General features: G+C 37.8%; 13 protein-coding genes. 7 read left to right on the top strand and 6 right to left on the bottom strand.

The genetic code is table 11. The annotated features are described in order from the left end of the window. Nucleotides 1-645 precede the first annotated feature (645 nt). The 6 genes from ACJV45_RS03330 to ACJV45_RS03355 are packed head-to-tail and all read left to right on the top strand — an operon-like array spanning nt 646 to nt 7623. Nucleotides 646-1359, top strand: a complete 714-nt coding sequence (locus ACJV45_RS03330) for a TetR/AcrR family transcriptional regulator (RefSeq protein ID WP_285060868.1) — start codon at nt 646-648, stop codon at nt 1357-1359. After that, nucleotides 1356-3101, top strand: a complete 1746-nt coding sequence (locus ACJV45_RS03335) for an ABC transporter ATP-binding protein (RefSeq protein WP_101887805.1) — start codon at nt 1356-1358, stop codon at nt 3099-3101. The genes ACJV45_RS03330 and ACJV45_RS03335 overlap by 4 nt, the downstream gene beginning before the upstream one ends. Next, nucleotides 3094-4851, top strand: coding sequence for an ABC transporter ATP-binding protein (locus ACJV45_RS03340; RefSeq protein WP_101887806.1), 1758 nt, complete (start codon nt 3094-3096; stop codon nt 4849-4851). The genes ACJV45_RS03335 and ACJV45_RS03340 overlap by 8 nt, the downstream gene beginning before the upstream one ends. 47 nt (nt 4852-4898) lie before the next feature. Then, nucleotides 4899-5483, top strand: a complete 585-nt coding sequence (locus ACJV45_RS03345) for an MptD family putative ECF transporter S component (RefSeq protein WP_419397654.1) — start codon at nt 4899-4901, stop codon at nt 5481-5483. Next, nucleotides 5483-6217, top strand: coding sequence for an energy-coupling factor transporter transmembrane component T (locus ACJV45_RS03350; RefSeq protein WP_101887807.1), 735 nt, complete (start codon nt 5483-5485; stop codon nt 6215-6217). The genes ACJV45_RS03345 and ACJV45_RS03350 overlap by 1 nt, the downstream gene beginning before the upstream one ends. After that, nucleotides 6214-7623 carry an ABC transporter ATP-binding protein gene (locus ACJV45_RS03355; protein ID WP_101887808.1) on the top strand — a complete coding sequence of 470 codons (1410 nt, stop codon included), beginning with the start codon at nt 6214-6216 and terminating at the stop codon, nt 7621-7623. The genes ACJV45_RS03350 and ACJV45_RS03355 overlap by 4 nt, the downstream gene beginning before the upstream one ends. Before the next feature lie 529 nt (nt 7624-8152). Here the strand turns inward: ACJV45_RS03355 and ACJV45_RS03360 are convergent. Next, nucleotides 8153-8644: an NUDIX hydrolase gene (locus ACJV45_RS03360; protein ID WP_004123511.1), complete on the bottom strand. Its 492-nt coding sequence runs from the start codon at nt 8642-8644 to the stop codon at nt 8153-8155. Nucleotides 8645-8690: 46 nt separating this feature from the next. Further along, nucleotides 8691-9029, bottom strand: a complete 339-nt coding sequence (locus ACJV45_RS03365; RefSeq protein ID WP_004120510.1) for a hypothetical protein — start codon at nt 9027-9029, stop codon at nt 8691-8693. 129 nt (nt 9030-9158) lie between these two features. Between ACJV45_RS03365 and ACJV45_RS03370 the strand changes: the two genes are divergently transcribed. Further along, entirely contained in the window at nt 9159-9962 is an 804-nt protein-coding gene (locus ACJV45_RS03370; RefSeq protein ID WP_419397690.1) for a sulfite exporter TauE/SafE family protein, read from the top strand. A 621-nt stretch (nt 9963-10583) separates the two neighbouring features. Here the strand turns inward: ACJV45_RS03370 and ACJV45_RS03375 are convergent. The 4 genes from ACJV45_RS03375 to ACJV45_RS03390 all read right to left on the bottom strand — a co-directional run bounded on the left by ACJV45_RS03375 (nt 10584) and on the right by ACJV45_RS03390 (nt 14150). Beyond that, nucleotides 10584-11195, bottom strand: a complete 612-nt coding sequence (locus tag ACJV45_RS03375) for a CadD family cadmium resistance transporter (RefSeq protein WP_353582751.1) — start codon at nt 11193-11195, stop codon at nt 10584-10586. Between the two features lie 398 nt (nt 11196-11593). After that, complete coding sequence (locus tag ACJV45_RS03380; protein ID WP_004113321.1) at nt 11594-13072, bottom strand: Lsa family ABC-F type ribosomal protection protein; 1479 nt, start codon at nt 13070-13072, stop codon at nt 11594-11596. A gap of 108 nt (nt 13073-13180) precedes the next feature. Further along, entirely contained in the window at nt 13181-13465 is a 285-nt protein-coding gene (locus tag ACJV45_RS03385; RefSeq protein ID WP_004114737.1) for a hypothetical protein, read from the bottom strand. A 91-nt stretch (nt 13466-13556) separates the two neighbouring features. Further along, nucleotides 13557-14150, bottom strand: coding sequence for a DUF4097 family beta strand repeat-containing protein (locus tag ACJV45_RS03390; protein WP_353582750.1), 594 nt, complete (start codon nt 14148-14150; stop codon nt 13557-13559). Between the last annotated feature and the right edge of the window lie 439 nt (nt 14151-14589).

Below are 14589 nucleotides of genomic sequence, written 5' to 3' on the forward strand. Positions count from 1 at the left end.
ACTTGCATGAGCGATTAAATATAATTCGCGAATGCACTTCGATTCGCTGAGCTTGCTCAAAGTAGAAAGCACAGCGTGCTTTCAACGCAAGCGAAGTACGTTAACATCCTGTGCACTCGACCCTAGAGCGTTGATATCTTCCCTCAAACAGCCAAACTGCGCTCAAAAACCGCAAGAACCCAGCTTAAAGCCGCTTCGCATTAAACCTTTTAACGATAGCCCTCGCTAAGCCTTGCTACACAAGGGCAAAAATGCACCCACCTATTAAGCCCGTGATATCAATACGACACTCCCCATGTAGCCCAAAAATACACGAACGATTGAACTTTTTTGTACGGTGGTACATATATGCAAACTATAAATACGGTATGCGTTTATGGATTTGCTGAACTATCGCCTAGTTTCTTATGAATTTTATTAGCACAAGCAGGCACTCTTCTAACCAGCATCGACAAATAGTGTTTACTTTCAAGCAAGAGCTTGACAGTAAACACTATCTAACTTATACTGTATGTATCGACACATCCGTCGATAGGATGACGACCCCTTAGATGTAGCCAAGGCGCGAAGACTTTTTACGCGTTGACTCATGACAACTATTTGGCGCGTTAACCCTTTACCAGCTTGTGGTGTGAGGTGAATTGCATGGCTCGTAATAAGCGGCTTAGTTTTGATGAACGCAAGCAAGCAATAAAGCATGCTGCTATACGTATTTTTGTCAAACAAGGCTTTGAGAACACAACCATGGAAGACCTGGTAAAAGAAACGGGCTTATCAAAGGGTGGGTTTTATCACTACTACAAGAATACAACCGACATACTCCACGACATCATGCTCGACGGCATCGCATACCGCAACACCATCATGATGAAATCTATAGAGGATGGCAAGCAATGGAGCATTGATCTTCTTGCAGATGAAATGGCCAGAAAAGCAGTTGATAGCAATGCGCTTATGCCCGTCTACGTGGAACTTTTGTTGGCTAAGAAGAGAAACCCCCAGCTTGAACAGGTATATAGACAGCTTGAACACACTGCTTTTGATACGTTTAGGGCACATAACATCGATGCAGAAACGCTTTCTGTTAAGCCTTCGAATTTTGAACTTATGGCGTTTTTTGTAAACGCGATCATTCTTTCTGCGCATGTGCTCAACGAACACAAACTTGTACAAGATAATCAGGCGCTTATTAAGCAGCTGCTCTTGAATATTTTGAAACAGGACACCGCTCAATCCAGTCACGAGGGCAACAGCCGCGGCGCTACTCGCTCCAGCGACGAGGGAAACAATCAGTTAGGCAGCATACAAGAGTCTGTTCAAGCATCTTCAACTTCTTTACCAGCAAAGGAGCTCTCATGAACACATACCGCAAACTGTTTGCCTATATTCCACAGTTTAAGGGTTTAGCTATTGGAGCAGTACTCGTTTCAGCTTTGTCAGCTCTACTAACTACTTGCGGATATTATGCGATACATTGTTTTTTGCATGCGCTTATTATTGACGAAAACTTGCCTGTCGCTCAAAATTTTGCATTCGTCATTGCACTGCTTTTACTTACCGGCAGTTTATGTCTTGGCGCGTCGGGTCTTATGGCTCATTACGTGGGATTCAATTTAGAAAATGTTTTGCGCAAACGCGGTGTTGAAGGCTTAAATCGTGCAAGTTTTACATTCTTTGACACACATTCATCTGGAACTATTCGCAAAACTATTGACGACAATGCAGCGCTCACTCACACGATTGTCGCACACATGATTCCTGACGCTACGCGCGCAATCCTTATGCCATTTTTCATAATTGCATTCAGCTTTTGCATAAGCTGGCGCGTAGGTTTATGCATTCTAATACTTACTATTGTCGGTAGCGCTATTATGGCTAGCATGATGGGCGGCAAGCAATTCATGAAAATGTACCAAGACGCACTCGATAATCTATCTGCCGAAACAGTCGAATATATTCGTGGCATTTCTGTTATCAAAATCTTTGGCGTTTCAGTAAGTTCCATGAAAAAGCTATCCAAACTTATTCACAATTATTCAACATATGCTTACCAATATTCAAAGCATTGCAAAGCAGGATACGTTGTGTATGAATGCCTTTTCTTTGGTATTATTGCAATACTTACACTGCCGCTGGTATTTTTTATTGACGATTTGGGCAGTCCCAAACGTTTGGCTCTCGATTTAATTATGACGTTTTTCGTATCGGGATTAATGTTTGCAGCATTTATGCGCGTTATGTACATTGGCATGTACTCGTTCCAGGGTAATCATGCGGTTGATTCGCTTGAGAAGCTTTATGCGCAAATGTCGAAAGAAGAAATACATTTTGGCAATGAAGATCATTTTGCAAATCACAACATTGAGTTTCGTAACGTTTCGTTCTCTTATGACAAAAAAGAAGTTTTGAAAAATCTGTCCTTCAATTTAGCAGAAAATAAGATATATGCTCTAGTAGGAAAATCTGGATCAGGTAAATCTACAATTGCTAAACTGATGTGCGCATATTACAACATAAGTTCTGGAGAAATTTTAATTGGCAATAAACCTCTTAACACATATTCTCAAGAAGCGCTCATGCAAGAAATTTCCTTTGTTTTTCAAGATTCTAAGTTGTTTAGTGACACACTATATAACAATGTTAGCTGCGTAAAACATGACGCAAGCCACGAGGAAGTAATGTCTGCGATTTCTGCAGCAGGACTTGATTCGGTATTAGATAAATTAGATAAGCGAGAAAATACCATAATTGGAACAAAAGGCGTGTATCTTTCAGGTGGAGAAACTCAACGCGTTGCGATTGCTCGTGCCATTTTAAAAAATTCTCCCATCGTAATTATGGACGAAGCGTCTGCTTCTATTGACGCAGACAACGAGCATGAGTTACAAAAAGCATTTAAACGTTTAATGCGTGGTAAAACGGTCATTATGATTGCACATCGTCTGACGTCCATTACGGGTGTGGATGAGATTTTGCTTGTTGACCACGGACACATTGTTGAGCGCGGTTCACATGCTCAGCTTATGGCGCAAAATGGCCAATATACACATTTGTACACAATTTACACCCAAGCTAATGAGTGGAGGGTTGTTAATGATTAAGTTTTTAAAAAATACGTTTGCTCTTACCGATCAAGGTGTACGAGGCGCTTTTAAATCGGGTGTACTTAGTTTTTTGGTATTTGTTATCAATATGGTTCCTTCAATGCTGCTGCTATTGTTGGTAGATCATCTGTTACTACGCCATGTACATAGTACAGCCATCTATCTTGTGTGTTCTATTGTGACCTTGGTGGTAATGGCAGTGCTATTGAGTTTTGAATACGAAGCACAATATAACGAAACATATAAAGAAGCAGCTCATTTGCGTCTTAATATTGCAGAGAAACTTTCGCGACTAGAAATGTCTTACTTCGCAAAACACGATCTTACCGATCTCTCTCAAAGTATTATGGCAGACGTAGCGTCACTTGAGCATGCAGAAAGTCACGCAGTTCCGAAACTGCTCGCGTTTTGTTTATTCTTACCATTTCTTTCTGTATTAATGTTCATAGGGAACTGGAAAATGGCGATTTGTGCCGTTGGCCCTACGCTTCTTTCGTTTTTGCTGATTGTAGTATCAAAGCGCTATGTACGTGCGCAGCACAACAAACATTACCTGCGATTACGCGAAAATTCTCAAGCGTTTCAAGATCGTATTGAGCTGTCCAAGGAAATTGCGGCGTTTAATCTTGCAGAACGTATAAAAACAAAGCTTTATGCCAAGCTTGATGACACGCTCCGCGTCCAGTGGGAAAGCGAACGCAACGCTGGGTTCTTGCTGATATTTGCCGATATTTTCTCGCATTTTTCGTTGGCATTCACGATTATCGGTGGCATTTTTCTTATGCAAACTGGCGAAATTTCTGTGCTATATCTGCTAGGCTACGTTCTTGCTGCCATGAAGCTCAAAGAATTTGTGGACTCGAATATGGAATTCCTTATGGAAGTTTTCTATATCAATTCGGCTGTGAAGCGTATTCGTGAAATTCGCGACGCAAAGGTATTAGATGTGCAGCCGGAAGCTGCTACAGACGTACACACTACAGATAAACGCGCTACTCAATTTGCTAATTTTGATATAGAGATAAACAAGCTCAGCTTTTCTTACGATGACGCTACTCCTGTGCTAAACGACGTAAGTTTTACTGTGCCGCATGGAACAGTTTGCGCACTTGTTGGGCAGTCAGGCTGCGGAAAAACAACTCTGCTTCGACTTATAGCGCGTCTGTACGATTTTAATTCTGGTAGCATTCGTATTGACGGCGTAGATATACGGAAAGTTTCTACTGAAAACCTGTACCGAAATATATCTATCGTTTTTCAAGATGTTACTCTCTTCAACACAAGCATTTTGGAAAATATTCGTATAGGTCGAGAAGATGCTACAGACGAAGAAGTGAAACATGCAGCTCAGCTTGCGCATTGCGACTTTATTGACGCACTCCCAGATGGGATCAACACCATTATCGGCGAAAACGGTCAGCAGCTTTCTGGAGGCGAGCGTCAGCGTATATCAATAGCGCGCGCCTTTTTGAAAAACTCACCAATTCTTATTCTTGATGAAATTGCTTCAAGTTTAGACGTTGACAACGAGATTAAAATTCAACAGTCACTTACCGAATTGGTAAAAAATAAGACTGTGATTATTATTTCTCACCGCATGAAGTCAATTGAAAATGTTGATCGAATAGTTGTGTTAAAAGATGGTCACGTTGAAGCATGCGGTACACATGCCGAGCTTATCCAGATAAGCCCTACTTATCAAAATCTTATTGATAAAACGTGTGCAGCAGAGGAGTTTTCGTATTAGTTTGAGCGCGTGTAGAACGCGCATGATAGAAAAAGGAGGAATTTGTTATGGAACGCGCAACTAAATTAAGTGGTCATGACCTGATAAACATTGGTATATTTGGAGCCATTTATTTTGTTATTGTATGTGTAATATCAATGCTTGGGATAGTACCCGTCTTTTTGCCGCTCCTTGCGGTATTAATGCCAATTATAGGCGGTATTCCTTTTATGCTCTTTTTGACCAAAGTTAAAAAGCCAGGAATGATTTTTATCATGGCAATCATGATGGGTCTATTGATGGTGCTCACAGGCATGGGAATGTGGTCGTTGTTAACAAGTGCGATTGCTGGTTTGATTGCAGAAATTGTGTTCAAAAGTGGCAACTATGCCAGTGCTAAAAAAGCTGTTTTGACATATGGATTTTTTAGCCTGTGGATGTATGGCAACTATATGTCACTGTTTCTTGATCGCGAACAATATTTTGCACAACGTGCAAGCTTTGGTAAAGCTTGTGCCGAGGCTGTTGCTCAGCTCCTACCAAATTGGATGGCGTTCGTTCTGCTAATTGTATGCTTTATCTGCGGTATTTTAGGCGGACTGTTTGGTCAAAAAGTTTTGAAAAAACATTTTGAAAAAGCTGGTCTTGTTTAATGGCATATTCATCTCTAGCAGCGCAAAAGAACAAACGCAGTTTTCTAGATCCACGCGTAAAAATCGTCCTTGTTTTGCTATTAGCAATATTCGTAATGGGCGGCGTGTGTGGCGCACGCATGAAAGATATAAGTTTTGTATTATCTATCATTCCTTTTGTGCTGCTTTTGATAGAACAACAATGGAAAAAATTTTGGCATGCAAGTATCATGCTCATAATAGGTTATGGCTGTCTTTTGGTGATACCATATTTGCCTAGTATGATAAAACCTATCGCTTTAATGTGCGGATATATTCTTACGCGCTTTGTAGCAACAGTTGCAATGGGCAATTATGTTATAGCTACAACTTCGGTGAGTGAATTTATTGCAGCAATGGAAAAAATACATATGCCACGAGCCATTATTGTGCCAATGTCAGTTATGTTTAGAATGTTTCCAACGATTGCAACAGAATGGAAATCAATTTGTCGCGCTATGAATATGCGTGAAATTCATATAGGAGCAGTTGGTATTGGAAAAATATTAGAGTACCAATTAATTCCTATGATTAGTTCGGGTGTACGTATTGGCGAAGAACTATCGGCAGCAGCGTTAATTCGAGGATTAGGCTACCCTATCAAGCGAACTAATATTTGCCAAATTGGTTTTCGAATACAAGATTGGTTTTTATTACTCATTTCTTTGTCGGTCATATGTTTTTGGTTGTTGTGTAGCTTAGGAGTAAGCGTATGATCGAATTTAGGCATGTTTATTTCCATTATGGAACTGAAGATGACCATCATACAAGTGAATTAAATGATATTAACTTGCGCATAGAAGATGGCGAATTAATTTTGATAACCGGACCTTCGGGTTGTGGCAAAACAACGCTGTTACGTCTTATAAATGGTTTAATTCCACGCTTCTATCAAGGAAATGTAAAAGGCGATATACTATTAAACGGTCGATCTTTTAAAAATAATGAATTATATGATTTAGCACATGTTGTAGGCACGGTTTTTCAAAATCCTAAGTCACAATTTTATAATGTTGATACAACGAGTGAACTAGCGTTTGCGTGTGAAAATCAAGGACTACCAAAATCTGATATTTATCAGCGTATTGATACAACAGTTGCTGATTTGCACATGGAAAATTTGATGGATCGCAATATTTTTCATCTATCTGATGGCGAAAAGCAAAAAATAGCTTGTGCGTCAATTGAAGTAGCAGGATTAAACATAATTTTGTTAGATGAACCTTCAGCAAATTTAGATTACGACTCAACGTTGATGCTTAAAAAGTTGATTTTGCATTGGAAAAAACAAGGAAGAACAATTGTTGTAGCTGAGCATCGAATAGCTTATCTTTGGGATATTATGGATCGCCTAGTGGTTATGCAACAAGGTGAGATCGTTAAAGATATTAAATCCGAACAAAAAGATGCTCTTAACGACATAGATGCGCAAAAAATGGGACTGAGAACACGACTTATGGTATCACCCATACAAATTAATAAAATGCCATCTGTCACACAAGACGATCAGATAATCGCATTAAAAAATTTCAACTTTGCGTATCATGGCGTAAAGAAGAAAATAGTCAATATTAAATCGCTTGCTATTGCGCGTAATCAAATTACAGCAATTGTAGGAAAAAATGGAGCTGGCAAAACCAGTTTTCTCAATTGTTTTTGCGGTTTAGAAAAAAACTGCAAAGGTATTTTTAAATACGAGGATCGCGTTTTAAGTAATCGAGCACGTAAAAAATTATGTTTTATGGTGATGCAAAATACAGGCAACCAGCTGTTTACAGAAAGCGTTTTAGATGAAGTTTTAATTAGTTTGCCTAAGCGCAGCAAAAATAAGAACGATGTTGCGATGAATATATTACGACAATTTGATTTGGACTTTTTGGCACACCGTCATCCGCAGAGTCTATCGGGTGGGCAAAAACAGCGATTAGCAATTGCATGCGCGCTGGCAACAGGTAGAGAAATTCTAGCGTTAGACGAGCCGACGAGCGGATTAGACTATGCGCATATGCAAGAACTAGCACAGCTACTATCAAAACTTAAGTCAATGAATACAACAATTGTTGTAGTAACTCACGATAGTGAACTCATACATGCATGTTGCACAAGATTGATTCATATGTAAAGTTAGCTCTCGAAATGCATAGAATTTATTTATCTTGAACCACATACTATGACCTCCCCAAAAGGGAGTATGAATAAATATAAACGCAAATGAACTCGTTTCTTTTCCGAAGCAAATCAAAATTGTTCTAAAGTTGCGCGCCTTGTTGACACATACGATTCAACTATTATTTCATCATACTGTGCATGAATCGTGCTTAATTAACATTTCCGACTTCACAGCCTGGGTACAAAGTGGCGAATCGACTTGAATGGGCGCTTTGACAGAGCTTGAAATTGCATAACGCATTTCAAGCTCCTTCAAAGCGTGATTTGGCTCAAATGTAAAGTCCAGTGGACTTTACATGCCAAATCAGCCGAACGGCTACTAATAGCCGTGAGGAATAATATAATTCGCGAATTCACTTCGATTCGCTGAGCTTGCTCAAGTTGAAAGCACAGTGTGCTTTCAACGCAAGCGAAGTACGTTAACATCCTGTTCACTCGACCATAGAGCGTTGATATCTTCCCTCAAACAGCCAAACTTGAATTTATATATCTACTGTTTTAATAAGTTTGATTGCCCTTGATGATACTAACTCGTCTTGGCTCATTTCCAAAAGGCTCTTTTTATCTACCCACTTATAATTAACCGTTTCTCCTTTTTGAAGAGCAATTGCATTTTTCTTACAATCGGTTACGCATAGATATTCAACATAAAGAGAGTGGTAAACATCCTGCATAAATCTTCCGATCTCCATAATTTTTGAAGCTTCAATACCTGTTTCTTCTTTTAATTCTCTTACTGCACATTCTAATGGTGTTTCATATTGCAATGCAGAACCACCTGCTGTCAACTCCCACATTCCACCGAATTTCTTTTCAAAATCTCTTTGCATAATAAGGTAAGTCCCATCTATATGTTTAACAATTACTTCGCCCACCAAATGATACATGCCGTCAGGAATTGGTTCTCCTCTCACTAATGTAATATTCTTTAATTTATTAAATTCTTTATCATACGCATCCCAAATCTCAGCCATAAAACCCTCCATAAGGCCTGATTGTCAATTTCATTAAATATGAATTTTATCTTTCTCCGGTGGATACAAAGCCATTGTTCACTTCTACATAAAGCTTACCAATCTCAATATCTGTGATGAGCACTTGATTAGAATCAGATTCAACCTCACAAACTTCCACATCATGTGGCAAACTCACAACAATTTCAGGCATACCCTGAGTAAACCACCTCAGCCAATTCGAAGCTGAAACTTTTTTAGTTTGAATAAGCCTTATAACATTTTGCGCTTCCTCAACACTCAATATATCTTGTTCACAGTTAACAAAGCTCACACCAAAGGTATCAGCACGTTTCACCGTTAAACGAACATCTTTCGTCTCTGCGATAAACTTCTTATTATCCATTACTTACGTTAATTAGATAAATAAATACATAAATTACAATTGAACTAGTATAGAAACATTCTATTTTTCATATAACATAGTAAAAGTAGTGAATAAATTACGAGGAGGTAATTTGTGAAGAAAAGATATATGTTGAGAAATATTTTTAAAACCAAATATAATTTCCATAATATTGTTTTAATCGTTTTCATTGGACTATTAGCAGGTTTCTTATCAGGATTGTTCGCTGTAGGTGGGGGAATTGTGATAGTTCCTGCATTAACTGTTTTTATGAAATTTGATCAGCGTCATGCTACTGCTACTTCTCTTGTTGCCATAATTATAACGTCGCTTTGTGGAAGCATTGTTTACGGTTTAGACGGCAAAGTGTCATTTTTATCAGCATTTTTTCTAATAATAGGTTCAGTTTTCGGATCACAAATTGGGGTATATTTTTCACATATTTTGCCTAAAAAAATATTTCCTTGGTGTTTTACACTTTTTGTATTACTAGTTATATGTTCTAGTCAAGTTTGGATTCCGTTAAGAAATGTAGATTTTAATGTTAGTTTTTTAAAAGCTATATGTCTTATATTTATAGGCGTTTTTTCTGGTATTTTTTCAGGTATTTTAGGCGTTGGTGGCGGAGAAATTATAGTGCCATGCGTGCAACTTTTGCTCGGCATGGGAGACCTTATGGCAAGAGGAACTGCTTTGCTTGTCACGCTTCCTACAGCTATAAGTGGTAGTATTGCTAATGCTCGTTACCATTATACTCATTTTACTGAAGGAATTATTATCGGTATTTTTGCGACATTTACTGTAAACTTAGGCGCAATAACTGCGCGCAGTATTTCACCTTTTATATGCAATATATTGTTTTGTATTTTTTTGTTCAGTGCATGCTTACGAATGATATTAAAAACAGGTATTTTAGCTAAGAATAAGCGTTAAATATGTAAAGTCTTTGACTTTTATTTATTTGAAAAAATAGTTTTTAATATAAAAAGTGGGGCTTAGATTTAAGCCCCACGATATAGGAGAATGTTATAAAGTAACTTTTTACAATTATGCCATTTGAGTAACATCTCTTTTTGCTTGTATAAATTTTATTATCATGTTTTTTGCGTGATAAATAATTACGCAAACTATACTGTATATCCTCACTTCACAGGGTGGGTGCAAAGTGGCGAATCGACCTGCATGAGCGATTAAAACATAATTCGCGAATGCACTTCGATTCGCTGAGCTTGCTCAAAGTTGAAAGCACAGTGTGCTTTCAACGCAAGCGAAGTACGTTAACATCCTGTGCACTCAACCCCAGAGCGTAGACATGTTCCCTCATACAGCCAAACTGCGCTCAAAAACCACACCAAGCCAGCCTAAAGCCGCCACACGCTAAACCTTTTAACGATAGCCCTCACAAACCCCTGCTACACAAGGGCAAAAATGCACCCACCTAATCAGCCTCCTGCATCAGATAGCACGGTGAAGCGCCGTGACGGTGGGAAGCACCACTTATTTTCTCGTTTGAGTTTGAACATAAAAATAGCAGATAAAGGGAAGGAAATGAATTTACACCACTTTTAGGACTTGACCTATGAAATAATTAATAGTTCCATTTTCAATCAATATATAGAGACCGAGTCCAATAAACACGACTGGTACAATTATTTTTTCGTACTTTTCCACAGTCTCTCCGATAGCAGAAATTGAGGCGAGATTTTGAGATAATTTGCATAGAATCAAAATCCCTAAGGCAAATATTACTAAACTTATACTAATCTCAATCAAACTCTTTCCTGTAAAATAAGGGATATAAATTCCTAAATTATCTCCACCCATTGCCACTGTTAAACTTGTAAATGCTAAGATTTTTGATCCATTTCCGGTAATTTTCCCCTCGATATCTTCTTCATCAATATCTTCATCCACAAAAATTGCTCTTATACCAAGACCTAGCGGAATTAGACCAAGGAGTCCGATAATCCAATCTTGTGGAATAAAATTTAAAAAGTAAGCGGCAATAAGACTAGCCAGTACAAGCAGTCCTGTACCTAAATACTGCCCTACATAAATTGATTTCAAACCTTTCTTTCCTTGACTAGCGAATAAAATAGTCAAAACAACTAAGTAGTCAATGGATGTAGAAACAAAAACTAATAAAGCGGATACTATTGTTTCCATTATTCCTCCTTTCAAAATGTTAAATTTTTTAGACAAGGGGGTGCAAAGTGTGTGCACTTTTTAACGTTAACATCCTGTGCACTCGACACTAGAGCGTAGACATGTTCCCTCAAACAGCCAAACTGGTCTCAAAAACCGCGAGAACTCAGATTAGAACAGGCACGCATTAAACCTTTTAACGATAGCCCTCGCAAACCCCTGCTACACAAGGGCAAAAATGCACCCACCTAATCAGCCCTTGACATCAATACGACAGTCTCACATGTTTCAAGACTACCCTGATGATAACCATGCATCAAAAAAGAGCCTTAACGTTCGTTGCAGGAAAGAAGCTGACAAGGGGAATGTCGTATGATGATAAAAGTCTAAGGCACTACAAACTGGGATTTGGATTTTACTTAAAATTGTATTATTTTATTAGCGATATCTTCTACAAATCGCTTATCGTGTTCCACAAATATGAGTGTAGGCTTTGCTTCTTTTATAATTTCCTCAATCTGTATTCTTGATATTACATCTATATAATTCAGTGGTTCATCCCAAACAAATATATGAGCTGGCTTTGAGAAACTTACAGCAATTAAAACTTTCTTTTTTTGTCCATCACTATAATTCTTCATATCCATTTCAAATAATTCTCTTGAAAAATCTAATTTTCTTAGAATTGTTTTACACAATGTTTCATCAACATCTTGCTTGTGAATATATTCATTTAGGCTACCTGTTAAATTAGATGTGTCTTGAGGAATATACGAGATTTTTAAATTACCTGCTAATTTTATCTCACCTGTATACTCGTGATTTATACCTAATAAAATTTTAATCAAGGTTGATTTTCCGCTACCATTACCCCCATATATAGCCACTATGTCGCCTTGCTTTATCTCGAAACTTACATTATTTAGGATCTGTCTCTCTCCATAGCATGATGATAAATTGCTAACCGATATTAGAGGATTTTTATGATGATGTAATGGATGCAATAATAGACTTTCCTTTGTTTCGATATCTTTTAGTAAACTCTGTTTTTCTTCTATTGCCTTGTTTTGTCTATTCTCCAAATTCTTAGATTTTTTCATCATCTTGGCTGATTGATGACCTATATGTCCTTTGTCTGGTTTTACACCTGATACTTTTACACCATTTTTAGTATTTTCAATTTTATCAGACCAAATTTGACTTTGTCTTGCAGACTCTTTTAATCGTTTAATATCTTTTCTTAATCTCTCATTTTGACTAATTTCAAATTGGTCTTTCATCACTTTGTTTTCATACCATGATGTAAAATTTCCCGATTGGACATCAATAGAATTCCTGTTAATAGAAATAACATGATTGATACAACCATCTAAAAAATCTCTATCATGAGATATAAGCAAAAATCCTTTTTTACTTTTCAGATATTCACTTACAATTTTTCTTCCGTCCATATCTAAATGGTTTGTTGGTTCATCAATAAGTAAAAAGCCATCTTCTCTTGTAAACAAAATAGCTAAAAGGATTTTTGTTTGTTCCCCTTTAGAAAGCGTTTCAAACTCTCTGTAAACAAGGTTCTCATCTACATTTAGCAAACTGAGTTCTCTAAATAACTTCCATTCTTCATCATCTGATATTAGTTCTTTATATAACTCAATTCCTAATTTTGAAGTATCGCTTATATTTGGTGGAAATTTAATAAATTCAACATCCTTGCTTATTTTACCTTGATAAGTTTCTTGATTTAAAAGTAACTTAAATAGAGTTGATTTACCGATTCCATTTCTTCCTATCAATCCCGTTTTCCAGTTTGTATCAAAGGAAAACGATACATTTTTAAATATGGGTTTTACATATCCATAATATGAGAAAGTGAGGTTTTCAATTTTAATTACTGACATAAAACGCCTCCCTAAATTATCATTTACCGCCCGGGTGCAAAGTGTGTGCACCTTTTAACGTTTAGTTTTTCCTGTATTACTACGGTTATCACTGCTTTGCTTTTTCAGTTATTTCAATTCTCGATTAGGTAATTTTCCAGTTCTCAAAGCAACAGTAACAAACTCAACCTCTTGCAAGCACTTCTCGCAAAGTTCATAACCTTCATTGAAGTTCACTCTTGACCTAAATGTGCTAGCAATGAATTCGCATGGTGAGGTGATCCTTTCAACTACACCGCACCGTTCGCACTCAGCATACACATTCCCATCCTTAATCGGAATAAACATTCCATGATCTTTCTCATTTCCCATGACGCTAACATCTTCGAAATCATCAAATTTTACATAGAGCATATACGGCTTCCTCCTTTATCGGTATGTCTATATACGCTCTAATTCCAACTTATATCAAGTTTTATTGCTTCTTTTTTGATCTATATGTCTGCTACTTCGCAATAGCTTTCCCATTAAGACAGTGCACCATGTAATGCGCAAATCCATCGTTTTTACAATTTACCTTCTTCTTATCTGAAACCTCGGTGACACCATTCTCACAATCTACTTCAAGGCTTGCATCCTTGGTGATTGTTCCTTCTAAAATACTCATGCCATTTAACGTATCAAGCGTACAAACATGAGTTACTTCTACGTTTGTTGCTGAAGCCGACCCATTATAACATTTAAGAAAGACATCATCCGCCTTCAAATTAACAACTTCTACCTTGCCATTGTTCACTTCTACATAAAGCTTACCAATCTCAATATCCGTGATGAGCACTTGATTAGAATCAGATTCAACCTCACAAAATTCCACATCATGTGGCAAACTCACAACAATTTCAGGCATACCCTGAGTAAACCACCTCAGCCAATTCGAAGCTGAGACTTTTTTAGTTTGAATAAGCCTTATAACATTTTGCGCTTCCTCAACCCTCAACATATCTTGTTCACAGTTAACAAAGCTCACGCCAAAAGTATCAGCACGTTTCACCGTTAAACGAACATCTTTCGTCTCTGCGATAAACTTCTTATTATCCATTCCTTAAGCACCTCCTCGTGCACATACTAATAATCAGGTTTCATTTTACCTTTTGAGCTATATTTTCCCACTTCACAGGGTGGGTGCAAAGTGTGTGCACCTTTTAACGTTAACATCCTGTGCACTCAACCCTAGAGCGTCGACATCTTCCCTCAAACAGCCAAACTGCACTCAAAAATCACGAGAACCCAGCTTAAAGCCGCCGCACATTAAACCTTTTAACGATAGCCCTCGCTAAGCCTTGCTACACAAGGGCAAATTTGCACCCACCTATTAAGCCTTTGACATCAATACGACACTCTCGACGTGGATTGAGAGAACTCCAAGTATAGCTACACTTTTTTGAGTGCACACTATGGATATTGGGTGCACTTTTTAACGATAGGAAAAGCTATCGTTAAAAGGTTTAAGATTGGCTTAATAGCTTGATTCTTGAGCA

This window comes from Gardnerella lacydonensis, assembly GCF_048545055.1.
Taxonomy (GTDB): domain Bacteria; phylum Actinomycetota; class Actinomycetes; order Actinomycetales; family Bifidobacteriaceae; genus Bifidobacterium; species Bifidobacterium vaginale_C.

What these genes read in the sequence shown, in the direction of transcription:
- ACJV45_RS03375 (WP_353582751.1), bottom strand. Translation starts at nt 11,195, where the DNA reads ATGGAAACAATAGTATCCGCTTTATTAGTTTTTGTTTCTACATCCATT.
- ACJV45_RS03340 (WP_101887806.1), top strand. Translation starts at nt 3,094, where the DNA reads ATGATTAAGTTTTTAAAAAATACGTTTGCTCTTACCGATCAAGGTGTA.
- ACJV45_RS03365 (WP_004120510.1), bottom strand. Translation starts at nt 9,029, where the DNA reads ATGGATAATAAGAAGTTTATCGCAGAGACGAAAGATGTTCGTTTAACG.
- ACJV45_RS03335 (WP_101887805.1), top strand. Translation starts at nt 1,356, where the DNA reads ATGAACACATACCGCAAACTGTTTGCCTATATTCCACAGTTTAAGGGT.
- ACJV45_RS03380 (WP_004113321.1), bottom strand. Translation starts at nt 13,072, where the DNA reads ATGTCAGTAATTAAAATTGAAAACCTCACTTTCTCATATTATGGATAT.
- ACJV45_RS03360 (WP_004123511.1), bottom strand. Translation starts at nt 8,644, where the DNA reads ATGGCTGAGATTTGGGATGCGTATGATAAAGAATTTAATAAATTAAAG.
- ACJV45_RS03370 (WP_419397690.1), top strand. Translation starts at nt 9,159, where the DNA reads ATGTTGAGAAATATTTTTAAAACCAAATATAATTTCCATAATATTGTT.
- ACJV45_RS03350 (WP_101887807.1), top strand. Translation starts at nt 5,483, where the DNA reads ATGGCATATTCATCTCTAGCAGCGCAAAAGAACAAACGCAGTTTTCTA.
- ACJV45_RS03355 (WP_101887808.1), top strand. Translation starts at nt 6,214, where the DNA reads ATGATCGAATTTAGGCATGTTTATTTCCATTATGGAACTGAAGATGAC.
- ACJV45_RS03390 (WP_353582750.1), bottom strand. Translation starts at nt 14,150, where the DNA reads ATGGATAATAAGAAGTTTATCGCAGAGACGAAAGATGTTCGTTTAACG.
- ACJV45_RS03385 (WP_004114737.1), bottom strand. Translation starts at nt 13,465, where the DNA reads ATGCTCTATGTAAAATTTGATGATTTCGAAGATGTTAGCGTCATGGGA.
- ACJV45_RS03330 (WP_285060868.1), top strand. Translation starts at nt 646, where the DNA reads ATGGCTCGTAATAAGCGGCTTAGTTTTGATGAACGCAAGCAAGCAATA.
- ACJV45_RS03345 (WP_419397654.1), top strand. Translation starts at nt 4,899, where the DNA reads ATGGAACGCGCAACTAAATTAAGTGGTCATGACCTGATAAACATTGGT.